This is a genomic window from Frankia sp. CcMO1, assembly GCF_977945845.1.
Window position 1 is genome coordinate 1 of record NZ_CDWTMG010000006.1, and the last position, 23978, is coordinate 23978.

At 65.9% G+C, this 23978-nt stretch carries 17 protein-coding genes; 8 read left to right on the forward strand and 9 right to left on the reverse strand.

Annotated features, from left to right (window positions below; all coding sequences use genetic code 11):
- From AC08OU_RS01865 to AC08OU_RS01885, 5 genes are all read left to right on the forward strand, one after another.
- A partial coding sequence (locus AC08OU_RS01865; protein ID WP_476604160.1) for a sigma factor-like helix-turn-helix DNA-binding protein occupies positions 1 to 1997 on the forward strand: 1997 nt, incomplete at its 5' end.
- An 89-nt stretch (positions 1998 to 2086) separates the two neighbouring features.
- The gene (locus tag AC08OU_RS01870) at positions 2087 to 4135 is read left to right on the forward strand and encodes a DEAD/DEAH box helicase family protein (protein ID WP_476604161.1); all 2049 of its coding nucleotides are present in this window, start codon (positions 2087 to 2089) and stop codon (positions 4133 to 4135) included.
- Positions 4136 to 4161: 26 nt separating this feature from the next.
- Positions 4162 to 4344, forward strand: coding sequence for a hypothetical protein (locus AC08OU_RS01875; protein WP_476604162.1), 183 nt, complete (start codon positions 4162 to 4164; stop codon positions 4342 to 4344).
- Positions 4341 to 6401 (forward strand): AAA family ATPase, encoded by a 2061-nt coding sequence (locus tag AC08OU_RS01880; RefSeq protein WP_476604163.1) that lies wholly within the window; start codon positions 4341 to 4343, stop codon positions 6399 to 6401. Before AC08OU_RS01875 ends, AC08OU_RS01880 begins: the two co-directional genes overlap by 4 nt.
- Positions 6398 to 6865: a DNA phosphorothioation-associated protein 4 gene (locus AC08OU_RS01885; protein WP_476604164.1), complete on the forward strand. Its 468-nt coding sequence runs from the start codon at positions 6398 to 6400 to the stop codon at positions 6863 to 6865. Before AC08OU_RS01880 ends, AC08OU_RS01885 begins: the two co-directional genes overlap by 4 nt.
- On the opposite strand, the gene AC08OU_RS01890 is transcribed toward AC08OU_RS01885, so the two are convergent.
- The 5 genes from AC08OU_RS01890 to dndB are packed head-to-tail and all read right to left on the reverse strand — an operon-like array spanning position 6846 to position 13369.
- A complete protein-coding gene (locus AC08OU_RS01890; RefSeq protein WP_476604165.1) occupies positions 6846 to 8309 on the reverse strand; it encodes a DNA phosphorothioation-associated putative methyltransferase in 1464 nt (487 codons plus the stop codon). The two genes, AC08OU_RS01885 and AC08OU_RS01890, sit on opposite strands and share 20 nt — an antisense overlap.
- A complete protein-coding gene (gene dndE, locus AC08OU_RS01895; protein WP_476604166.1) occupies positions 8306 to 8698 on the reverse strand; it encodes a DNA sulfur modification protein DndE in 393 nt (130 codons plus the stop codon). The genes AC08OU_RS01890 and dndE overlap by 4 nt, the downstream gene beginning before the upstream one ends.
- Before the next feature lie 5 nt (positions 8699 to 8703).
- Positions 8704 to 10671 (reverse strand): DNA sulfur modification protein DndD, encoded by a 1968-nt coding sequence (gene dndD / locus AC08OU_RS01900; RefSeq protein WP_476604167.1) that lies wholly within the window; start codon positions 10669 to 10671, stop codon positions 8704 to 8706.
- Between the two features lie 2 nt (positions 10672 to 10673).
- Entirely contained in the window at positions 10674 to 12218 is a 1545-nt protein-coding gene (gene dndC, locus AC08OU_RS01905) for a DNA phosphorothioation system sulfurtransferase DndC (protein ID WP_476604168.1), read from the reverse strand.
- The gene (dndB, locus tag AC08OU_RS01910; RefSeq protein WP_476604169.1) at positions 12215 to 13369 is read right to left on the reverse strand and encodes a DNA sulfur modification protein DndB; all 1155 of its coding nucleotides are present in this window, start codon (positions 13367 to 13369) and stop codon (positions 12215 to 12217) included. The genes dndC and dndB overlap by 4 nt, the downstream gene beginning before the upstream one ends.
- Before the next feature lie 104 nt (positions 13370 to 13473).
- On the opposite strand from dndB, the gene dndA reads away from it, so the two are divergent.
- Both dndA and AC08OU_RS01920 read left to right on the forward strand, forming a co-directional pair.
- Entirely contained in the window at positions 13474 to 14673 is a 1200-nt protein-coding gene (gene dndA, locus AC08OU_RS01915; RefSeq protein WP_476604170.1) for a cysteine desulfurase DndA, read from the forward strand.
- A gap of 887 nt (positions 14674 to 15560) precedes the next feature.
- A complete protein-coding gene (locus tag AC08OU_RS01920; protein ID WP_476604171.1) occupies positions 15561 to 17084 on the forward strand; it encodes a tyrosine-type recombinase/integrase in 1524 nt (507 codons plus the stop codon).
- 68 nt (positions 17085 to 17152) lie between these two features.
- Here AC08OU_RS01920 and AC08OU_RS01925 read toward each other — a convergent pair whose 3' ends face one another.
- The gene (locus AC08OU_RS01925) at positions 17153 to 17992 is read right to left on the reverse strand and encodes a hypothetical protein (RefSeq protein WP_476604172.1); all 840 of its coding nucleotides are present in this window, start codon (positions 17990 to 17992) and stop codon (positions 17153 to 17155) included.
- A 374-nt stretch (positions 17993 to 18366) separates the two neighbouring features.
- Positions 18367 to 19605, reverse strand: a complete 1239-nt coding sequence (locus tag AC08OU_RS01930) for a helix-turn-helix domain-containing protein (protein WP_476604204.1) — start codon at positions 19603 to 19605, stop codon at positions 18367 to 18369.
- 548 nt (positions 19606 to 20153) lie between these two features.
- On the opposite strand from AC08OU_RS01930, the gene AC08OU_RS01935 reads away from it, so the two are divergent.
- Positions 20154 to 21506, forward strand: coding sequence for an HAD family hydrolase (locus AC08OU_RS01935; RefSeq protein ID WP_476604173.1), 1353 nt, complete (start codon positions 20154 to 20156; stop codon positions 21504 to 21506).
- Between the two features lie 27 nt (positions 21507 to 21533).
- On the opposite strand, the gene AC08OU_RS01940 is transcribed toward AC08OU_RS01935, so the two are convergent.
- Entirely contained in the window at positions 21534 to 22001 is a 468-nt protein-coding gene (locus tag AC08OU_RS01940) for an NUDIX domain-containing protein (protein WP_476604174.1), read from the reverse strand.
- A 92-nt stretch (positions 22002 to 22093) separates the two neighbouring features.
- Positions 22094 to 22807 carry a DUF5919 domain-containing protein gene (locus AC08OU_RS01945; protein WP_476604175.1) on the reverse strand — a complete coding sequence of 238 codons (714 nt, stop codon included), beginning with the start codon at positions 22805 to 22807 and terminating at the stop codon, positions 22094 to 22096.
- Positions 22808 to 23978 lie beyond the last annotated feature (1171 nt).

Genomic DNA, 23978 nt, shown 5'->3' on the forward strand with positions numbered 1-23978 from the left:
ACGCCCGATTGTCCATGGCCACTCGAGCTCGCAACGTGCTTGAACGCGGCAACTACTACTTGGCGGGGGACCTTCAGGGAGAGGAACTCGGCGACATCCTTGACTGGCCCCAAGTCGGCGTTGGCACCGTGGACTCGATCCTCCGCGCTCTCGCCGACGCCGCGACCGCGTCGGCGGCTCCCGTACTTATGCCCATCCGCGAGCGCGAGCGCGGCCGTCACCGCCAGCCGTCGGTGGTGGAAGACGACCAGGAGCCGCGCGAGGCTGGGCTCATCCGAGACCTGCATCTGATCGCCAACTGGTTCGCTGCACTCGGCCAGCCGAGCGCAACGCTACTCGGCGGCGACCTCCCGACCGATGCCCCGGCGCAGATCGTTGAGGCTCGACATCGCCTGGAGCTAGTGACCGCACGCGACGTACTCGATCATGACCGGGCAGACCTGGACGTCGCCGAACTGCTGCAACTGTCGATCAGTGCACTCGACGAACGGGCCCAGGAGATCCTCGCGCGGCGGTTTTTCGCAGACCGTCCGGAGACCCTTGACGAACTCGGGCGGTCAATGGGCGTCAGCCGGGAGCGGATACGCCAAATCGAGGGCAAAGCCCGCGCGAACATGGTCGACTTCCTCGAACCCGGCGACACCCTGCTGGAGCCGCTGAGCACCCTCAGCCTGGTCGCCTCCTCGGTCCGGGACGCGGTCGGCACCGTGATTCCGTTGGATGACCTCATCGCCCGATTCCCCTCGCTCGTTCAACGGGTGAAGGCTGCCGCCCAGCCGGCCTGGCGCGTGCTCGACCGCCTCGATGGCACTTACGAGATCGAGGATGAGTGGTGCGCCTCACCGACCATCGCCGGCGCACAAGCTCTGACTTTGACCCGGCTTCAGGAAGCGGCTGACGAACACGGCGTGGTGCGCCTCGATGATGTTGAGGCGTTGAATCCGTACCGGGTCGATGACAGCCCCGAGCCCTTCCTCAAGGACTGGCTGACGTACTGCGGGTATCAGCTGCACGGCGACTACGTGTTCACCCGGACGTCGTCGGTCGGAGACTGGGCGGCGTCAATTCTGTCCGTTATCGGCTCACCGATCTCCTCGCAGGAGATCTTGGATCGGATGGGGGTGGAACGGACGCTCGGCTCGCTCAAGAACGCGATGAGCGTTGACGAGCGGTTCGAACGAGTCGACCGAGATCAATGGGCACTGGCATCCTGGGGGCTCGACTCCTACACCGGAGTGAGGGCGCTGGTCCGGGAAGAGGTTGCCCGGAGCGGCGGACGCATCGAAGTCGACCATCTCGTGGCCCGCATCACCGGCAAGTACAGCGTGACCGCCAGCAGCGTGGTCGCCTACGCGAGCGCCGCACCGTTTCGGATCAAGGGCGGCGTCGTCACTATGGACGCGGGTGGCGGCAACGTGCGCAAGACACCCGCGCGAACGAGGCGCCTGTACCGACGGCCCTCCGGATGGGCCTATCGGCTGAAGATCACAAAGGAGCATCTGCGCGGTAGCGGGTTCGTGGCGCCGATGGCGATCGCCGGGCTGCTGGGGATGCAGCCTGGTCAGACGCTCATGCTTGAGTCGGGTCTCGGTCCCCAGTCGGTTAACTGGAACGGCAACCAGCCGTGCTTCGGCAGCATTCGGCGGTTCTTGATGGCAGAGGATGTTGCCATCGACACCGAGGCCTTCTTGGTCATGGGTGACGACCACGGCTTCGGTGTTGAAGTCATCCCACCCTCAACAGGTGTGGCCTTGGCCGACGCCCTGAGACTTGTCGGGGCGCTTGAAAACGACGCGCGCGAACCGAGGCTGCTACTGGCCCAAGCTATCGGCCTACCCGAGGACTCGCCCGCGTCGAGCGTCATCGGCGGCTATCGGGAGCGTGGCGACGCTGACGTAGCCGACCTGCTCCTGACCGCCAAGAGCCAACTCGAAGATGGTGGCGTCGAGCGACCCGCCGTGTCGGCTGACATCGACGAGATCATGGATCTGCTGTGAGCGCGCAGCCGATAGCCCGGGGATTTCGATCCCTTTCCCTGACTGGTCGGTATCGGAGCGACCGTCAGGATGTCGTCCAGGAGTTCTATGTGCCGACCCTGACCGTGGCGCGCACCTACGCGCGAGCGGTGGGCTACTTCACCTCGACCAGCCTGGCGTTGTTCTCGCGCGGCATCGAGGCCTTCTCCCGTCAGGGCGGCGCCATGCGCCTCATCGCATCCCCGCACCTCAACGCCGACGACATCGTTGACATTGAGCGTGGATACGACGTCCGAGCCGTCATCGAGCGGGCAACGCTGCGCGAGCTTGAGCGCGAGGAGCGCGAAGCGGTGCTTACAGGTCTCGGGACGACGGGCCGGCTCATCGCCGAAGGTCGGCTGGACATCAAGCTGGCATTCATAGAGCAGGCCGGTCGGGTGGGGCTGTACCACGAGAAGATCGGCGTTCTCCGGGACGGCGGCGGGGACCTCGTGGCCTTCACCGGTAGCGCCAATGAGACGCTCGGTGGCCTCCTGGCCAACTTCGAGTCCATCGAAGTCTACCGGGGCTGGCTTGATGGCGACGGTGAGCGAGCGCTCCGCATCGAGGCAGACTTCGAGGATCTCTGGAACGACCGCACCCCCAACTTGCGCATCGAGCCGTTCCCGGAGGTGGCGAAAGACCGACTGGTCTCGATGAGCGGCCGACGTCCAAAGGTTGACCTGCCCGGCCGCGACGACGCGCTCGATCCGCCGCGTGTTCGGACGAGCGAACCGGCGCAGCTGGCGATCCCGGAGTGGCTGGGAGTCCGCGGCTACCAACGCGAAGCTGTCCAGGCGTGGCTGGGGAACCGTGGCCGCGGCATCGTCAAGATGGCAACTGGTACTGGCAAGACCAAGACCTCCATGATCGCCGCCTGCCAGCTCGCGCAGGTGCTCCGTCAACGCGAACAGCCGCTGGTCGTCCTGGTACTCGCCCCCATGCAGCACCTTGTCGACCAGTGGATCACCGAGGTTGAGGGTTTCGGCGTACGCCCAGTGGCGGTGTACGAATCAAGTCAGCGTTGGCTCCCTGTCGTCGAGGACCAGCTCGCCGAAGCGCGCCTGGGCCAGCGGCCCGTCGTCGCGATGGTCGCTACCAACGCGTCGTTCGCCGGCGAGCGGTTCCAGGCCGTCTTGTCGCGGATCACTCAACCGCTGCTCGTTATTGCGGACGAAGCACACAACCTGGGTTCGTCAAACTATCGATTGGCGCTGCCGCAGAACGCCACCTACCGGATGGCCCTTTCTGCGACGCCCGAGCGATGGTTCGACGATGAGGGGACCGACGCCCTCGTCGATTACTTCGGACCCGTCGTCTACGAGCTGGGTCTTGGACAGGCGATCGAGATGGGCGCCCTCTGCCGGTATCGGTACGCGCCACGTCTGGTGGAGCTCACGCACCAGGAGAACGAGCTCTACATCGAGCTGACGACGCAGATCGCAAAGCGATTGGCCGCCGGTGACAGCCTCAGCGCCGACGATCCCGACTCGCCGATGGGGTATCTCTTGCGCCGTCGGGCCGGCGTACTCGGGCATGCCGAGGGCAAGCTCGATCAGCTGCGTGATGACCTCGGTGAACGGCGGGAGTCGTGGTTTCAGCTCGTTTACTGTGCCGAGGGCAATCAACCAACGGAAGCAGGCGAGCCACCCGGGCCGAACCAAATCGCACAGGTCATGGACCTGGTCGGCAACGAACTGCACCTCGCTGCCCATTCATATGTGTCGGAGACCCCTCGACCAGACCGGCGGATCCTCCTCCGTCGCTTCGGCACCGGTAACGACCTTCGGGTGCTCGTTGCCATGCGCTGTCTCGACGAAGGCGTCGACATCCCCGACGCGCGGATCGGCTACCTCCTTGCGAGCAGCAGTAATCCTCGGCAGTTCATCCAGCGACGAGGCCGGATCCTTCGGCGAGCCGAGGGTAAGACGATGGCGGAGATCCTGGACTACATCGCCGTGCCGGCCGCTGGCACGCCCATCAACTTCGAAGTCGAGCGAAGCCTCCTCAGCCGCGAGTTGGAGCGGGCTAACGAGTTCGGCAAGCTGGCCGAGAACTACGAGGCGACGTTGGAGTTGCTCCGCCCGCTGAAGGAGCAGTACCAACTCATGCACCTCTGACATCACAATAGTGATCATCATCTGGAGTGAAGGAGCACGACGACGTGGCAGCCGCTCATCGCACTGAGCAGGAGGTGCTTCAGGCACTGTCTAACGAGGAGCGAGCGCTGCTCAAGAAGGTCCTCGAGATCGAACGCGCGCGCCTGCATGCGAGCGCCGCTGATCCGACCGAAGATCTTCTGGCGGCTGTGAAGGAGATCCTTCCGTGAAGATTCATTCGATCACGCTCAAGAACTTCCGACAGTTCAGTGGCGAGCAGACGTTCGACCTTCGCTCTGACGGTATCCGGTCCGTCTCCTTGATCTTTGGTGGCAACGGTGCGGGGAAGACGACGTTTCTCAACGCGTTCATGTGGGGCCTGTACGGCACGATGACGGAGGACATCGAAGAGCCGGACAAGATGATCACTGATGCGGTGTGGCGCGCTCTGCCGACGGGATCGACCGCCGAGGTGTGCGTCGAGTTGGCTTTCGACCACGAGGGGCACGACTACCGGCTGCTGCGACGGGCCGAGCAGCGCAAGCAGTCTGACGCTCAGCAGCGATGCAGCCCTCAGGTGCAGCTCTGGCGGACCTCAGCTGACGGCTCATCGGAGATCATGGAGGCACCCCAGGAGAAGATCTACAGCATCCTCCCGGAGGGCATCAGTCGGTTCTTCTTCTTCAACGGTGAGCGCATCGAGAAGCTTGTGCAGAAGGGTGCCTACAGTGAGGTCCAGCAGGACATCAAGGCGCTGCTCGATCTGAAGCAAGTGGAGCGGGCTCTGGAGCACCTACCCCGTGTCGATCGACGGCTGACCGCCGATCTGAAGAAGCACGGCGGTGAGAAGGCCAGCGCCATCCAGACCGCCATTGACGATCTGCGTGAGGCCGAAGCAACCGGCCGCGAAGAGCTGAAGGTTCTTGAGGGCGACTTGGCAACGCTCCGCGAGGAACGCGAGAGCGTCGTGGAGCTCCTGCGCCAACACGCGTCCGCGGCACCGATCCAGAAGCAGCGCGATGAAGTCACCCAGGAACTCGACGAGGCGCGCAAAGCGAGGGAGGTGGCAACGTTGGAGCGGGCCACGCTCGTCGCCTCACGCGGCTTCCTGGCGTTCACCGACGACCTGGTGAAGACAACGACCGCCGCGGCCAGTTCGCTCTACCAGCGTGGCGCCTTGCCGGCGCCACTCAAGCGCGAGTTCGTTGATCAGCTCCTTGACGACAGGGAGTGCATTTGCGGCACACCGCTGCAAGAGCCCGGCGAGCCCTGGAGGCACGTCACGGAGTGGCGGCAGCGCGCCGGGCTGCAAGCGGTCGAGACTGGATGGCAGCAGCTCAGTGGCCAGATGGCACCCATGGCGGGGGCTCGCTTGGAGCTGCAGGAGGCTCTTCAGGCGATCTTGCGGCGGATCACGACCGAACGCGACCGTGTGACCCGCCTTGAAGAACGGAAGTCCGAGCTTGACGGCCAGCTCCGGGGCAGCCGGATGGAGGGCGTGCAGGAGTTGGAGACCAAGAACATCGATCTCGACTCGCGGATCGGCGTCAAACAGCAGCGCATCGGCTCCGTCAAGACGTCGCTGGAGCAGGTCCAGAAGGAGATCACCCAGAGGACCACGGACCGCAGCAGGGCCGAGGTGACTGACGAGCTGGCCGACAAGGCCCGAACTCGGTCTGACCTGGTGCAGTCCGTGCGGCGTGCTTTGGAGGAGATTCTGACTATCCGGTCAGAAGACATGCGGCGTCGCCTCGACGCCGAGCTCAAGCAGGTCTTCGGGAAGATCACGATCAAGCGGTACGTCCCACGGCTGAGCGAGGGTTTTGAGCTGACGCTGTTTCAGGACGTCAACGGCGTCGAGCTGGCGGTCCCGAAGTCGACGGGTGAGAACCAGATCTTGAGCCTGTCCTTCGTGGCGGCGGTGTCCAAGTTGGCTCGCGAGAATCGCAGGGAGCGGCGCGCTGAGGGTGAGCTCCCTCCGGACGCCGGCACCTACCCCATCGTGATGGACGCCGCATTCGGCTCGCTCGACGAGAACTACCAGCGCGAGGTAGCCAGCGCGTTGGCTCAGATCGCGCCTCAGCTGGTCGTCTTGGTCAGCAAGAGCCAAGGGCTCGGTCAAGTGGTAGGGCAGCTCATGCCGTACGTCAGCCACCTCGGTGTCATCGTCACGCACACCAGCGCCGAGGGCGATGTGAGCGAGGACATCGAGCTGGACGGCGTCAATCACCCCTACATTCGTTCCTCAGCCGAGTCCGACCACGCAGAGCTGCAGGTGATCAAGTGAATGCCTCGGTTGGTGACGTCCGAGTCCGGAGGCCGCATCACCATGAGGCGCTAATGGTGGAGCTGCGGGACGAGGCAGCTTTCTCGACCTTTCGGGACACGCTCCTGTTCGCTGCCGCGGTCGGGGCTTACTCTCAGCGCCGTACACCATTCACGACCGCCAGCGGAGATCCCATCCGTTACGAGACGTTGACTGTGCCGGGCTTCTCCGAGGCGCTGGTGAGCATGATCGCCGCCCATGAGGTCGAGGACCCGGAGATCATGGACGACGCTCGCCTCGAAGAACGGGTGCGGATCTTCGAGGAGTACGCGAACGGCGGACTCAACTACATCCAGGAGCAGGTCAACGTCCGCCACCAGCCAGCCGACCAGGTAGTAACGGCGTTGGTGACCGAAGCGTTGTCTCGAAGCGGCGGAGCGGAGCCGGTGTCGGTGGAGGAACTGCTCAGCGGGGTGAGTTGGTAGGGAGCCGTTCGAGTCGATGGCCGCGAAGTCGCACCCGAGCGTGTTCCAGGGTCGCTTGCCATCCTTGGAGGCTGCCAATGCGTTCCGGGCGAGCGTAGAGTCCGGCGCGCATCTCGGCGCGAGTCAGCCGCGCGTAGAGGTCGCGTCGCAGATCTTCTCGACCAACGAACTCCTCCTTGCGGTGCAGCAGTGGCGGGTTATCGGAACAGCTGTAGTCGCGCCAGCCGACCGTGAGCTTGGTCAGGTTGACGGTCACGGCTGAAGCCAAGGTCGGATGAGCGTCACGATCGAAGCGCGGATAGCTCAGGTAGGAGACCTGAGGTTGAGTCACCGAGAGCTTGATCATGTTGGCCTTGTCCACCGTCCCCGACAGGACCCGCGCGCAGCCCTCGTAGACCTGCAATAGCGGGGGTAGCTCCGCCAGGGCGCTGCGGTGCACGTACAGGGCTGATGGCGTTTGCTTGCCCACCGGTGAGCTGCGTGCCGACACATACACCATCGCCTGATCGCCGCAGGCGAGGAGCAGCCGATCAGCTTGGAGGCAGACCTCCCGGTATGTGCCGAAGAGTGAGCGAATGTCAGCGGCCAATGTCGCCCTCAGCTCGTTGAAGCGCGGTCGCCGGCCGAAGCGCGACAGCGCGACATAGACCAGCAGCTCCGCCCGACGCTGCGCCGCGACCCGCTCCCAGAAGCTCGCCCCCGTGACTTGGCGAATGAGTTGGGTCGCGTTGCCCAGGCTGCCAAGCCCTTCGCGGATCTCAGCCTCGGCAAGGGTGTCGAGCTCCCCGCCTCGGGGTGCCCGGGCATGTGCCGTCAGGAAGTCAAGGAGTGGTGCGAGCCGGTCGCGGTGCGCCTCGTAGACCTCGTGCGGGTCGATGTGAACACGGGGTCGGTAGGTGTAGACACGGTTGACGAGGAACTGTTGGGCAAGTCCCGGATCACGTAGCACGTAGAAGATCCCCGGGGCAGCGGCGTGCGGGCGGACGCCGAGCGTTTCTTCGATCCAGGACGCAAGCTCGGCTTGCTCGTAGAACTTCTGGAAGGTGCCAGTCCTCGTCAGGATGCCGTCACCGAGCGGACGGCCGACCAAGCCCCGAGCCTCCCACGTGAGCCGCACCGACACGATCAGGACCGACGTCGCGAGGTCCCATGCGCTGCGCAAGGTATCGGCACGTTCAGCGGGTCGCTCGATGACATTGATGACGTAGCCGAGATTGACAATGTCGGCCGACGCTCGGTCAGCATTCGGCCGATGCGTGGGATCCCAGCCGTCGGCGGCATAGCCGAGCGTCCTCAGATGGCGGAGATCATCACCTCGGCCGCAGCCGTAGTCGAAGACCGAGTTGTCCGGTGTCAGGAGATCATCCGCGAGGGCGGTAGCAAGAGGGCGCGAAAGGGCGGATCGGGTCAACGCGGTCCGGTGGCGCGCGACCTCGGTGGTCATGCGGCTGGCGGCTCAGCAAGAGCGAGGCTCGCTAGCCCGGGAAGGTCGGTGACTCTCGGATCACCGAAGAGGTAGCCGACGCCGCGGTGGAGGTGAAGTCGGAACTGCTGGGCAAGCGTCTCCTCGTCGAGTGGGAGTCCGTCGACGTGGCAGCGATAGCGCGTCAGTGCCCAGAGGGTGTCGCCCTGTTCGCCTGCGAACACGCGCCAGGTCATCTCCACATTGCTGTCGAGGGTGAGCTTCAGGATGGGCGGAGGTGCAGGTTCTGCAAGGGACCGGCAGAGCGCCCAGCGACACAGGACGTTCCAATGCGGGATGCCCGTCCGACGCTTGAGCGTGATGAGCTGGTCGCGGGCTGTCTGGGACAGACGGATGTGTTCAAGCGGCATGGCTTTCACTCCCAGAAGTAGCCGGACTCAACGGTGGTGGCGTTCGCCCGCGTATCGAACTCCAGCCGATACGAGTGCCCGACGTAGGTAGCGATGCGGTCGTAGGCCTGCTCGTCGATCTCGGTGTCGGTCGACAGGAGGATTACCTGATGGCTGGCGTGCGGGAAGTAGCGCTTCAGGAGGTGGTCGCGGTGCGAGCCGTCGAGTCGCCCCAGGGGGGTGTCGATGACGATGGGCAGCGGTTGACCGGCGGCTCGGGCGAGCCCCCAGAGCATCGCCACCGCGAGAAGCTGCCGCTCCCCCGCTGACAGTTCCTGAGATGGAAGTAGCCGACCATCGATACCAGTCAGCTCGACCGTGTACGAGTCCGGGTCGATGCGCACGCCAGTGATGAGCCTGTCCTTGCGGAGCAGCTGACCGAGCGCTTCGAGGATGAGCTCGGAGATCCGGTCGAGGTGACGGCGAGTCGCTGCGCCGCGCAAGCCCTCAAGCGTCGTCCGCACCCGATCGATGTGCTCGATGAGCCGACGGTCGTCGTCGGCGGCCAGATTGGCCTGGGCGGCCTTGTCCAGCGCCGTTTCGTAGGCGGCGTCGGCCCGAGCGCGTTCCTGGCGCAGGGCGATGAGCCTCTCATCAGCGTGGGACGCCGCTGCCTGCAGTCGCGTAACCTCAGCGGCAATCTCTGCACGGGCCAACCGCAACGGCGCAAGTGACTCGGGGTCTGGGATGGCGACCACGACGCGTTCGGCTTGGTCGAACTTGGCGTGCGTCGCCTGCTGAAGTTCCAAGAGGCCGCGCACACGACGCGTCGCGGCAGGCAGCGTTGAGGCCATGAGCAGATCGATGGCACCCGGGTCGGCCAGGCCGGTGACATCAGCGATCGCTGCGGCAGCGTCCCTTTGGGTACGGTCAGTGGTCAGGAACTGCTCGATGCTTGCGATCGTGGCGGCGCGGACCTTCGATGCCTTCAGCCGTTCAAGTAGAGCCGCATCTCGACCAGCGACCACCTCAACGACGACACGCTCCCGGTTGGCCGTGGCCTCCAACCGAGCCTGTTCTAGGAGTCCACCGAGCAGAGAGGTGACTTGGAGCAGAGGAGCGGCATCTGCCATCTCATCGCGGAGTTCTTCCTCTATCCGAGCCAGCTCGGCCCTGAGCAAGGTGACGCTGGTTTCGGCCGACTCTCGCTGCTCAAGCAGGTCACCGCCGGCCGACCGATAGCGCTCCGTCAGTTCGAAATGCTGCTTCTCGGCTCGCTCAAGCTGGACTCGCAGGCTGGCTGCGGCGTGAGACGCGGTCTCTTCGGCCTGCCGGATGGAGGTAACCGTTTGCTGACGTTCCTGAACGCTCTCGCGTAGCGCGTCAGGGACGTGCTCGCTGCGGTGACGTCTGCGTAGGACGGCGAGGTCGGTGGTCAGACGCTCAACAAGGTCAAGACCGAGCAAGGCCGCTAGCGCGGATCCGAGTACCTGGCGAGACCGGTCCATGTCCGCCAGGGCTTCGATCTGCTCGCCGTCGAAGAAAAACAGACCGGCGATCCCGCGCGGCAAGAACGTCTCAACGTGCTCGTTCCAGGTCGACGCCAGCGCAGGCTCAGGCTTCCCGTTGACGGAGACGAGGAGGATCTCCCTGATGGACGCTCCAGTGCTGCGCCAGCTGCGGCGCACCCAGTACTGCCGCTCTGTGCCTTCCTGGTGTGCGTGGAAGCGCAGTTCGATTGCTGCGCCCTCGGTCTCCGGTACTCCACGGTGGATCAGGCCGCGGAGATAGCTGTCGTAGGTACCGGATCGACGGCCCGAGAGCTGCGCCAGCGAGCCGTAGAGGGCGAGGTGAATTGCCTCGAGCACTGTGGTCTTGCCCGCGCCGTTGAGCCCGCCGATGAGCACGATCGGCCGCTTGGATGAAGGCGGCGTCAGTTTGATGAGGTGGCGTCCGGCGAAGGTGCTCACGTTGTGGAGGACGAGTTCGTCCAAGATCACGGAGCGGCCTCCACGTCGACAAGCTTGATGTAGCCGTTGGCCAGGTCCAGCGGGTCCGGTTCGGACTCGTCGTCGGTCGGCGCAGAACGGTCTATGGCCGACCGGCGATGGTGCGCCCGGGCTGTCGCGTCAGCCTCGTCGTCGTAGAAGCCGCGCTTGAGCGCCTTCTCCAGCGAATCGAAGAGGCCCGCTCGACGGGCTTGAGCGCGGTGGCGCTGCTCGATGTCCAGGAGCTCTCTGACTAGCTCGAAGTGCAGCCGATCGTCACCGACGACACTGCGCAGCACCTCGACCGTCTCGGGCCCGAGCGGAAGGTGCTCATCGAGGGCACGGCCAGGATACGGCTCACCGATCGCTGCGACATAGATGCCCGGTAGGTGATCTTCAAACTCGTGCTTGTCGACCACCCACAGGCGTCGGATCTCTTCGAGTTCGGCCAGGGTTACGAGCTCAAGCCGCTTGACGTGGTGAGGCCCGTTCGTCCGGATCCAGGCTTGGGCCTCCAGGAGCCGACGGAGCCACTCCTCGCGCGCTTCCTGAGTATACGGACCGGGGATCGGGCGGTCGTGGAAGAGCTGGACCGAGCCGTTCATGCGCCGGAAGTCACGCAGGTGCCGGTCATCCGCGACGTCGAGCGCGTTGCGGAGTTCGAGGAGTGGAAGCATCCACTCCTTCTCCTCATCGTTTTGGATCATCGCCGACATGGACTTGTCCTTGTCGACGAGCGTGCAGGTCCAGCAGCCGAATCGGCTATCACCACAGCTTGGAGTGGTGGCATCGACGACAAGAGGGCACTCGCCGTCGGGCGACGCCCCCTGGTACATCGTGAGCAGCTCCTTGTTGGAGTAGCCCCAAGGGTTGGGGCTCTGCATGAGGAAAGTCCATACGTCATCGTTGGACCAGTTCTCGACCGGCGAGTACACCAGGCAGTTGGGCAGTGCGTCGTTGGGACTCAGGAGATCCCGGACCCGGCGCGACTCCAACTCACTCATGCGGTGCGAACGACCGGCACTTTCGGCCTTGCGAGTACCGAGCACCAAGATGGCCTCGCCATGCGATCGCACCATCTCGCGGATGAAGGTGTTCGACGGCTTGATCTTCAAACGCTCCGTGCACCAGCGGAACTTTGGCCGAGGAGCTGGGTAACCACGCCCAATGAGGTTGACCCAAAAAGTGTCGGTGACCGCGGGAGTTAGACGGTGCGGCTTGATCGGCAGGCTCTGATTGGTGGCGGCATCCTGAAGCACTTCGAGCGAGTGGGTGACCCAGGCCGCGACGACCGGGTTCTCCACCAAGGTGTCCGTACTGATGACGTGGACCTCCTTGGTGCGCTTGTCAGGAGCGAGCCCTGCAAGCGTCATCCAAACCAGCTGCAGGACAGCCGTGGAGTCCTTGCCGCCCGAGTAGCCAACGACCCAGGGCACACTGTCAGCGAGGTAGAGAGCCTGCGTCTGCGCCACCAGGGCGTCGATCGTGCCCGCGAAGCCGGCGTCATCGAACGCCGACCGGATGCGGGGACGAATCGGCAGGTTGCGGATCATTTTTCTCCTCGGTTGAACGCGTCTTCGGCTCGCTGCTCCTCGGGGGGCAGCGGTAGGCCAAGTGCCGTACGGATAGCGGCGGTGGTGAGCAGCACGTTTGCCGCACTCTTGCTGACCTTGCCCCCCAGGATGGCGCGCCCTTCCCAGGTCGTGGCGTTGGCGCGATGCCAGTCCAGGTCGCACAGCTTCCGAAGCGTTCGCTGCCAAGTGACGGAGGACTTCTTGGCGATCAGCAGACTGTTCCCGACCCTACCGAGCGCATGGAGGACGATCCCGTGGCTGTGGATGAAGTCGCGACGGATCTCGCCAGCGCTGACCTCGCGGTTGCGTACCTGATGCCACTCCGGGAACTGATCTGCCACGAGGTGCCAGAACTCTGTAGCCAGATCCACACGACGCTCGAGCGAGTCTGGTTCAACGCCGTCGAGCAGGGCCTTGTCTGCGTTGTAAAAGGCAGACAGCGTGAACAACTTGCGAGAGCGCGCCGCCAGGTTGCTCGTCTCAAGCTCCGTGAGGTCGTTGAAGAACGTGGAGCGGAAGATGACGAGCTTGGCAATAGCTGACATCTCGTCGCGGTGGTCGTACAGGACGCCGATCGACTTGGAGGGCCGGATGGCATAGCGGTTGAGGTCGGCAAACATCTGCTGGCAGCGGTCGAGACCTACGTCTAGGAACATGACGATGGCGATGCTCTCGTCGCCCAGCTCGGAGTTGTCAATCAGGGCTTGCTGGATGGCCGCTCGGCGGTGCTGGCCGTCGTTGATGACGAACTTGGCCGACATCGGGATCTTCAGCGTGCCAACTCGGTCTGCAGGGCCACCCCCGCCCCCAAGCGGCTCGAAGTCGACCTCGGAATCCACGGAGGCCGTGAGCGCCGAAAAGACATAACTGTCCGAGTTGTCTAGTATGTAACGGGTCATCTCGGGGATGCGCGCCTTGTTGAGGCTCCGCTGAGCGCGCATCTCGGGAGCCAGCTCCTCCTCGTCGAAGACGAAGAGGCGCGGGATGAGCCGGAGCGGGCACATCGTCACGTAGTACTCCCGACCAGCCTGAACCCCCCGGATGGCTGGGAACACGTACTCGAACACGCCGGCCCGTAAACCGGCAGAACGGGCATCTACCCCGCTCCTTTTGATCTTGGTTTGCGCCACCATCTACCCTTACCAGTTCCGGTCACCCGTACGGAAGGGGAGGTCCGTACTTTGGTCGGTGATCCTCCATACTCATGTCCGAACCTACGCGTACGATCCTGGGTATGACGGTAGCGACACCCACCGACGTTCCCCCCGCGGGCGACGCCGAGACCGGCCCGGAGCGGCCGATCTACCTCGACTGCAACGCCACGACGCCGGTCGATCCGCGGGTCCAGGCGGAAGTCATGACCTGCATGGCCCAGGAGTTCGGCAACGCCGGCAGTCGGACCCACATCTACGGGCAGTCGGCCAAGGACCGGGTCAACCGCGCACGTCAGGAAGTGGCCGACGTCGTAGGGGCCAAGCCCGAAGAGGTGATCTTCACCAGTGGCGCCACCGAGAGCGACAACCTGGCAATCTTGGGTCTAGCCGCCTGCGGCGAGAAGACCGGCCGACGCCACATCGTCAGCACTCAGATCGAGCACAAGGCGATCCTGGAGCCACTCGAGGAGTTGGCGCGGCGCGGCTTCGAAGTGACGCTGGTCCCCCCAACCCCCGGCGGATGGGTTGACCCTCAGGCCATCGCAGCAGCACTGCGTCCCGACACGCTGCTGGTGTCGATCATGGCCGTCAACAACGAGACCGGAGTCATCCAGCCCCTCGATGAGATCGCCACAGTGCTCGCCGGTCATGAGGCCTACCTGCATGTGGACGCCGCGCAAGGCTTCGGCAAGATCATCGAGCCGCTTAGGAACGCGCGTATCGACCTTCTGAGCGTCTCCGGGCACAAGATCTACGCACCCAAAGGCGTCGGCGCACTCATCGCCCGACGCCGCGGTTACACGAAGGCACCGCTGCAGCCACTCATGTACGGCGGTGATCAGGAGCGAGGCCTGCGTCCTGGCACGCTGCCCGTGGCGCTCATCGCCGGGCTGGGGTTGGCTGCCCGCCTGGCACTCAAGGAACACGAGATATGGGCGAAGCGCTGCGAGGCGATCAAGAGCGACGCCATGGCAGAGCTGTCGTCTCTCGGGGTGGTCATGAACGGCGACCCGTCCCGCACGATCGCGAGCACGATCAACTTCTCGGTACCGGGGGTCGATTCAGAAGCCGCCATCGTGGCGCTCAAGGACGTTGTGGCGATCTCTAACGGCTCCGCCTGCACGTCTCAGAGCTATGAGCCAAGCCATGTGCTGACCTCGGCGGGATTGCCCGAAGCGCAAGTGGCCGGCGCGCTGAGGGTGTCCTGGTGTCACACCACCCCGACTGACGTGCCATGGGATGCAGTCTCCCAGCGGCTAGGCAGCCTGGCGCGGCCGTAGCTCGCTGGCCCCATCTCACACCTGCGCTGCCGCATGAGGCCAACGAGTGGAGAACTCCTGTACCGACGTACGCCGCTGGGCTGGTCGCCGCATGCCTTTGCGTCAGGGAAGTCATCCAACACGAGTAGCGGTCAACGCTGCGGCAGGCCTCGCCGCGACTGGCACCCAGTCAGGCTGATCGGGACCTCCGGCACCCCCTTCGGCGCTGGAGGTCACCGCCGTTGAGAGGTTGCCCAACGCCGGTTGGCAGGTCGCGGTCCGCGCGGACTTCGATCCTGCCGGGCTGGCCCACGTGCGCGCGGTACTGTCCGCCTGCCCGCAGGCCGTGTATCCGCAGGCCGTGCCGTGGAGGGATGAGCGCACGCGCGGGGGACCGAGGGTGACGTGTTGAGCCGGCTTGAGGTCTTGGTAGTCAACGACGTGGAGTGAGAGGACGTCGTCTCGGTTACCTTCCGGCGGGACACCGTTGAGGTGTGGACGGATCGGCGCTCTTGTGGCGCGTTCGAGCGCGAAGAGCCGCGCGGGTGGCGGGCTGAGCCGGCCGGCAGCATCCGGACGGATGCTGCCGGTCTGAGCGTCCTTCCGGCGCGCGTGGCGCTCGACGTGGGCGACATGGTGTCGTCCTGGGCGCTTGCACCGGGTGTCCTGTTCAAGCTGAGGGACTCGAACCCCTGACCCCCTCCATGCCATAGGCGTAATCGCGTCTTTCTTTCCCCTGCCTATTGATCTTTGATTCTACTAAACTGCAGGTCAGAGGCACATTTCAGTCCGGCAGGGAACGGCCGGGTTCGCCGGAGTCCGGCAGGGTTTGCTGACCAGCTGCTGACAAATGATCTGGGGAGAATTACATGGGTTGGGTTGTCGCGAAAGAAGGAAGAGACGGGAAGGTGCGGTTTCGCGCCAATTATCGGGATCGTCGCGGACGGCAGCGTTCGGCCGGAACATTCACATCCGAGCGTCGGGCCGAGCGGGCATGGCAGCGTGCGGAGCGTGACCAGGAGGCCGGTCGGATCGGCGACCCGAACCGGGGCAAGCAGCTCCTGCGGACCTATGTGGAGCAGGAATGGTTCCCCAACCACGTGATCGAAGCGACGACACGGGAGAACTACAAGTACGCCCTGGACCGGCACATCCTTCCCGAACTGGGCGACTACCGCATCGGCGACGTCCTGCCCAACGACCTGCGGGAGTGGATCGGCCGTCTGACCGAGACGCCGGGCGTGAACCCGCCCACGATCGTGAAGTGCAAGCTCATCGTGGACGCGATCTTCACGACGGCGCTCAACGACCAGGTCGTGTTCTTCCACCCCGGCAAGGGAGTCAAGACCCCGCCGGTGGCAACCCGCCCCCGCCGGATCATCAACGCCGAGCAATACGGGCGGATCCACGCCGCGCTCGGCGACGACGTGATGCGCCTGCTCGTCGAGACGGACATCGAGTCCGGGCTGCGCTGGGGCGAACTCACCGAACTACGGGTCAAGGACCTCGACGTCGCCACCGGCATGCTGACCGTCTGCCGGGCGGTCGTCCAACTGACGGCCAAGGACCGCCCCGACGGGATCCGGTTCGTCGTCAAGGACTACCCCAAGGACAAGGAGTGGCGCCGTCTGCGCCTCGCCCCGCAGCTCGTCACGAAGATCGCCGACCACATCGAGGAGCACGGGCTCGGGGCGGACGACCTGCTCTTCTCCATGCCCGACCAGACCCGGCACCGCCGCTACACCGTCCCCGAGACCCTCCCGAACCCCCAGACCCTCGGGTGGACCGAACCGAACGACAAGGGCCGGACCTACCGCCACGGCACGACCAGCGCCTACGGACCCGGCGGGTGCCGGTGCCGCCACTGCAAGAATGCCGTCGCCGCCTACCGCGCCGCCCGCCGCGCCGCAGGCAAGGACAACCCTCGCACCCCCAAGCGAGTGGACACCGACGGACACATCGGACGCGGCTGGTTCCGCAACAACATCTGGCTCAAAGCCCTCGCCGAAGCCGACCTTGGCTTCCACGTGACCCCGCACGGGCTCCGGCACGCCCACGCCTCCTGGCTGTTGGCCGGCGGGGCCGACCTCCAGGTGGTTAAGGAGCGACTCGGTCACGCCTCGATCACCACGACCGAAAAGTACCTTCACACCCTCCCGGACGCCGACGACGCGGCTCTGGACGCCCTGAACAACATCCGCACCATCAGCGCCCCAGCCACTCCCCCATCCCGCGAAACCACCACCACAACGGTCCAGACGTCTACCCCCGACCACGCACCGGAGGCACCAGCCGCTGCCTCCGTCGCACCGGCCCCCGAAGTGGACCTCGCCTCGGTGGTCCAGGGCATGGACCCCGACACAGTCCGCCTGCTGCTGACCGGCCTGCTGCAACAGACCCGCAACTCCGACAGCAATGTCTCACGCGACTGATCGACACCCGACGCGACGGGCGCCCGCCTACCTCACATCCGAGGGCACCCGTCCACTGCGATGGAGGTTCAGCGGCCTGGGTCGAAGGAGCGCAGCCAGGCCGAGTCCCCGCCACCGGCTGCCCGCACGGCCCCTGCCGCTAAGTGGACCATCGAGGGCAGCAGACCCCGGTCCAGCAGGCGGGCAGCCTCGTTCGTGTCGAACTCCCGCCCGCTGCCTTGAAGCAGGACGTCCGCGAGAACGGCGACCTGTTCCGCCGATGTCGGACCGCGGTGCGCTGAGGCCCACCGGGCCGCTCCCTCGACCACAGCCCTGTCCTGCTCGCGGATCCCGACCAGCCAGGCGTCAAGGACCTTGAACAGCGCTTCGATCAGCAGACCGGAGGCCGCGGGGTCGCCGCTGGCGTCCGCCGCCGCCAACTCACCGTCGACCACCTGACGTGCCCAGTCGTCATCGGCCCCGACCAGGATCTCCTCGATCACATCACGCAGCCGATCGGCCACCCCCGCCACGACATGGGGCAACCGCAGGTCATCCGCAGCGACCGCGTACGGGTCCGGGACCTCCCCGGTCCCGTCCCATTCCAGGCCCTCGGTCCCGCTGGGCATCGGGGTCTGGTGGCTCTCGACGGCGTCCAGGAACGCCTCGACCTCCAGAGCGGTGAACAGGTGCCGGTTCCGGTCGGTGACCAGGTAGCCGACGTCCGCGGCCCCCAGCGCATAGGCGGGATCCTCCCCGCGCTCAGCCAACCGACGGGCCAGCGCCGACCACATCTCAGCGGCCTTCTCCAATCCGAATCGGCGCGGGTCGTCCGCCTCCGGGTCGAAAGACACCGGATCATCCGGACCAGGCTCACGCCCGAACTCCACCCGGAACGCCTCACGCAGCACAGCAAGGTGTTCAGACAAGGCTTGCCCGGCCTCGCCGGCCGGATCCCAGACCACACGATCGTGGCCTGCGCCATGCCGCCTCTGGACGTACCGGGGGTCACCGGTGCGCTCGACCACAACCCGAGCATGTTCTTCACGCTCGGCCGCACGCTGAGCCACTCGATCGGCCCCGGGCCCGGAGAACGCAGAACCGACCGCTGGCTCCTGACCGCCGTTGCCAGCGCCCTCGGATCCGCCTTGGTTCCTCTCCGCCACCCCTCAACGGTAGGGGGTGCCGGAAGGAGACGCCCACCCTCCCCACGCGTGGGCAGGCCCCACACGTTCGGTCAGTACGTCACGGTGTTCTTGCTCCTGGGGCCGCCGTTGAAGCGACCGGTCCGACACGTGCGTCGCTACACAAGGTTCATCGCGCGCTGGAGAGTGCCGAGACCCGCCTCGATGGCGCTCGGCTGAGAACGGCGCCGCAGTTGGGTGACCAGCGCTCGGGCCATGGGGTGGTTGTGGACGTAGTGCGATGCCACGCTCGCCGCCGAGGTCAGCGCACGGACGGCGTGAGCGTCCTGATCGACCTGGCCGTAGGCGCGGGCGATGTCGATCCCGTGGTGGACGACCCGCTCGCGGGACATGGAGCGAGGCAACCTCAGGGTCCGAGCGCGCTGCAGAGCCGTGTCAGGCTGTTCCAGCTCGACAGCGATCTCTACCGCGTGGATCTGAACGTTGGTGGGCCCGAACACGGTCTGGAAGTCGTTGCGATCGGCGCCCAAGCGGGCGGCAGCGGTCTCCGCCTCGGCCAGGTGCGCCCACGCCGTCGTGCTGTCGTGGCGGCGCGAAGCGGCGACGGCGCAGCGCAGGTGCAGAGCGCCCCACATGGACAGCTCCTGCGGTGAGGGTGTCGCGGCGGAGATTCGGCTTTCGAGGTGACCCAGCGCCGTCTGTGCGACCGCGGCGGTCTCGCCAAGTGACCCGGTATGCAGCAGCACGCCGCACCGGTCCCATGCCGAGGATGCCTGCACGAGCGGATCACCGAGGCGGGCCGCCGCGGTGGCGGCGTTCTCCACGGCGCTCCAGGCCAGGTCGTGGTGGCCGAGCTGATTGAGGACCATGCGCGCGATGTGGCTGGTCTCGACCACCAGCGCATGGGTCGCGTCGAGGTCTGCCCCGGTGTTACTCAGCAGGGCTGTGTTCAGGCCTTCGGCCAAGTCAGGCAGGCCCGCCATCACGGCGGCCAGGTCAGCGGCCTGCCGCAGCCGGGTCAGGGAGTCCGCTCGGCGCCGCAATTGGGTCAGCGGCATCGGGCGAGTGGTCGCAGGCAGGCCTGGATGCCCGGAAAGGATCAAGCTGGTGCGCCTGATAGCGGTACGCATCACAGGGACCGCGCGATGCCCGGCGTCCTGATCGGGAGATTCGGGGGTGTAGGGCTGGCCCAGCAACCAGGCGACGTCGACCTGCAGGACGTCGGCGAGCCGGTCGATGACGCTGTGACGATCCAGGGCCAGACGCCCCTTCTCCACACCCCGAACCCAGGATTCGGAGCGATCTGCCAGAGTGGCGAGCTCCAGCTGGGTCAGTCCCTGGGCGCGACGCGCCAACCGGATCCGGTTCCCGACGTCCGAACCACCAACCCCGCCCATGCTGTCCACTCCAGACCGTCTGTCGCTCGATCCCCGGCACCTCGCAGCCGCCCTCAGCGCGCAGAGGAGATCACTTGCCGGTACGCGGGCCGGGGAGGAAGTCCTCGGCCGCATGTCTTCATGAACTTGATGGTAGGCCAGCGATCGGGGAAGTTGCCCGAACCGTCAGCTTCGTGACGGTCCTGACCGCACGCGCCTCACAGGCCCTGTCCGTTCTCGGCAGGAATCGCGCTCGGGCTGCCTCCAAGTCCTGGCTGCACGCGAGGCCCCGGACGTCCGACTGTAGCCACGAACTGGGCCCTGTGCCGAGCCCCAAAGCATCTCCCCCTATCTGTTCGACAACAGCGTCATGGTCGAGTGCTCCGGCCAGGCCGACCCCCTGCGAGACGTCCTCCACACGTCCCTCCCGGGGGTTTCGCCACCGGAAGACGTTCGATGAGATGGACGCCAACCCACGCATCTCCGGCCGAGATCGAGCGGCTACCCCCACGCCGCGCCACAGGGCGAGTGGATGCGGGAAACGCCGGGCACAAAGGAGCTTGATCATCGTGGGAACTACTGCTGGCACCCAGGCGCTCGTCCTGTGGGACATCGATCACACGCTCATCGAGAACGGCGGCATGAGCAAGGCGACCTACGCCCTTGCGCTCGAACTGCTTACCGGTCGTCGCAACGACGGGCCCGTCGTCACCGAGGGCCGGACCGATGCCACGATCATGGCGCGGCTCCTATCGGGCAACGGGCACTCCGACGGCCGGTTCACGCTGTGGCAGATCTGGGATGCGCTGGTCGAGGCCGGCCTGCGGAACGAGACCCGGCTCCAGGCGAAGGGACGGGCGTTGCCGGGGGCTGCCGACTGTCTTCAGAGGCTGGCGGCCAACCCCAACATGATCCAGTCCACGCTCACCGGCAACATCGAGACCAACGCTCACATCAAGCTGCGAGCCTTCGGGCTGGACCCGTGGATTGACTTCTCGGTCGGCGCCTACGGCGTCCTCCACGATCGGGCACTCCTGGTGCGCGTTGCTCAGCAGCGGGCGGCCGAACAGCACGGCTTCGACCCGCGGTCGCAGACGACGGTCCTGATCGGCGACACGCCCGCCGACGTGGAGGCAGGGCTGTTCGGCGGTGCCCGCGTCATGGCGGTGGCGACCGGCTCGTACAGCGCAGCACAACTGCGAGCCGCCGGGGCTGACGCCGTCGTGTCGAGCCTGGCCGATGCGCCCGAAGTGCAGCGGCACCTCAACGAGTTGATCAAGCAAGGTCCTCCCGGCGTACGGTCAGGCAATCCGAGCGATCAGCCCGCCGGTACCGCTGCGCAAGCGGAGTTGCAGGCCGGGATCCGGTGGGCACGGTCGATTGCCACGCACTTCCTGGATGTCCCGGACCTGCGCGAGCGGCGCTGGCTGCACGTCCAAGCCGTTGCGGCGAAGGCGCAAGCCATCGCGGCTGCACTCGGACCGGACGGCTGCAGGCTGATCCAGGCCGCCTGGTTGCACGACATCGGCTACTCGCCGACGCTGGCCCGCAGCGGCTTCCACCCTCTCGACGCCGCCGACTTTCTCAAGTCCGCCGGCGCGGAGAAGGCTCTGACATCCCTGGTCGCCCATCACACGGGGGCGGTCTACGAGGCCGACGAACGCGGGCTACGGCCCGACCTTCTAGCCCGCCACCGCGACGAGGGCAATGCCATCCGCGACGCCCTGTGGACTTGTGACCTCACGACAGGGCCAGATGGCACACCCGTGACGCTCGCCGAGCGCCTGCAGGAGATCACCATCAGATACGGGCCGGATCATCTGGTGACACGAGCGATCCTGGCAGCCAGGCTGGAGCTCGAAGCCGCGGTCGATCGAACTCGGATGCGGCTCCGGCGCACTGGTGGATACCCCAGCCTGTAACCGGGCCAGGGGTTCGCGAACTTCATCTCAGTCGATGTGGGGGTAGGTTCCCTGGAGGTAGTGATCGAGTTGGCGCCACTGAGTGGGATGGATATCCAGCTCGCCCAGCATCTCGGGCTGGAACCAGGCGACCTCGGTGGCCTCGTCATTCGCTGCCGGGGCACCGTCCACCGGTCGCCCCAGAAGGATCACCTCGTACTCCTGGCGGGTCTCTCCATCGCTGTAGGCGACGATGTGCCCGGGATCAGAGAAGATCCCCAGCAGGCCCGTGGGAACGACCAGAACCCCTGTCTCCTCCTGTGTCTCACGGACGGCGCACCGGGTCGGGGTCTCCCCCAGTTCCATCTTCCCCATCGGGATAGCCCACTGACCCGTGTCACGGCGGCGCTGCAGCAGGATCCGGCCCTCGTCATCCACTGCCAAGACCCCGCACGCCGGAACCAGACTGTTCGGCGCCGGCGCATCCGGATCGTTCCAGTACTCAATCCTGCCCATCGGTCATCCTCTCCTGCCACCCCTGTAGGTCCAGCGAGTGGGACCTACAGCCGTCGGCTACGCGCAGATCACAAGCGGTCGAGGCACACCCACTACGACCAACCCGACCAGGGCAAGGCGCCCTCCCACACGCGCTCGAAGGAGTCAACGTAGTGCCGCGCAACTCGTGCGCCATCCAGCATCCGCAGGTGAAGCGTGGGGTTCGCCGAGGCCGGCTGGCCGTACGCATGCGGGTTGGCCAAGACCTCGTCGTCGTAGCGGAACAACGAGGCGTAGAGGGTGGTCGCGTGCAAGCGCACTTCGCATCCGGGGACGTCGAGAAGCGGCTCGTAGTACGTCAGCGCCGACCGGATCTTGGACGCGAGAGTACCGGCGATCCCCTCCTCCCGGTCACGGATCGAAACCGCCTCCGACGCGGGATTACCGAAACACAGTCTGACGGCGGCACCACGGCTGGCGGCGTCGGTTAACATCCGGGCGACCCGGGGCTGGGTCTGCGCGAAGAAGGTTCCGCTGAAGACCAGCACGTCGACGTGCTCCTGCGCCTCACTCAACAGTCGCAGCCACACGTCACGAGGAACGGAAGCTCGATCCGGGTAGATCTCCAATAGCTCCGACTGGGTGGCGTCCCGCTCGCGAGCAGGACTCCTCGTCAGCACCTGAGGCCACGGGTAGGACTCGTCGACCATCAGGTGCCTGGCAGTGCTCCAGCGGTGGCGTCGATGAGGCACTCGGCCCAGGTGCAGCCAGCGCTCCACCGTCTTGACGTCCACCCCGACGCAGTCGGCAAGGTCCTCCGTGGTCACCCCGGCCCTGATCATGGTGGTCCTCAAGCGCTCATTCACGACGATCAGCACACCGGACGCCGAGGGACGTTTCAAGGCCACCTTAGGACGTTTTGTCACCAAGACGTCCCACGGAGTCCGCGCCAGCCGTTCAGCAATCACCCAAAGTCACAGGGAAGACCAATCTCCGCACCTCGCACTCCGCGCCCTCACAGCGCCCGCGCGGCCGAACGGCAGGAAGCACGCGGCGGAACCTGACGCACGGCAGGCACGGAGGGCCTGGAGACCCACCGGCCGCGTGACCGCGAGCGAGCACGTCTCGGGACGCCGCCGGACGTTGAGGACGTCCCCGATCGTCCCTCCAGGCGGTTACGCCGTCCTCTTCAGGGCGATTGCATGGGCATACACCCAGTTACCGACTCGTCATCCGGGGCTCCACACGCCTACAGCCCTGCAACTTGGCGCCACGGGGCCCTCGCCGCGGAGCCGGCGGCGCCGATCATCTCGTTCGCCGTCGGCTCCACGATCCGCCCACAACATCGCTCGCACTCCGAGGGGTCCGTCCTGATGACCGCACCACCGCCATGTCCAACCCCGCGACGGCACCGCACGAGAAGGAGCTCGGCCTTGGCGGCACACAGCATCCGATGTGGGACCAGCACCATTCCGCCCTCCTCGGCACTTCGCAACCGCGACGCTACGGCAGGGACCAGGGCGCACGTTCGGCTTGTGTCCGACCCCTCAAACCACCACGTGAGCCCCTACGGCAGCGCGAGGAGGGGGCGGAATAGCGGCTCCACCATCAGTCAATATGCCCAAACCGTCATCTTCGTGACGGTCTTGACGGCCGCACCCACGTCAAGATTCCGATCATGACAGCAGCAAGAGGCCGCGAGCCAGGCATGCAGGGGCAGGCCCCCAGGCACTCGGCAGGCTCACCGACGACGGCTGACGTCGTCCGGCGCCCCACCTCGGCGGCGGCGTCGCTGCTCAGAATGGCGGCCCCGCGCAAGGTCACGCACCGCGGTTCAGCCGAACGCCATCACCGTGGAGGAGCGGGGCAGGCCAGGCCTCAACGAGAGCACCCCGGCCGGTCACGGCGCACTCCTGCTCGACTAGGCGCCGGGCATCAAGCCGGCGGGTCCGGCGGTGCAGGGTTCCCCCCACCCCGCCGCCGGCCCCGCCTTCCACA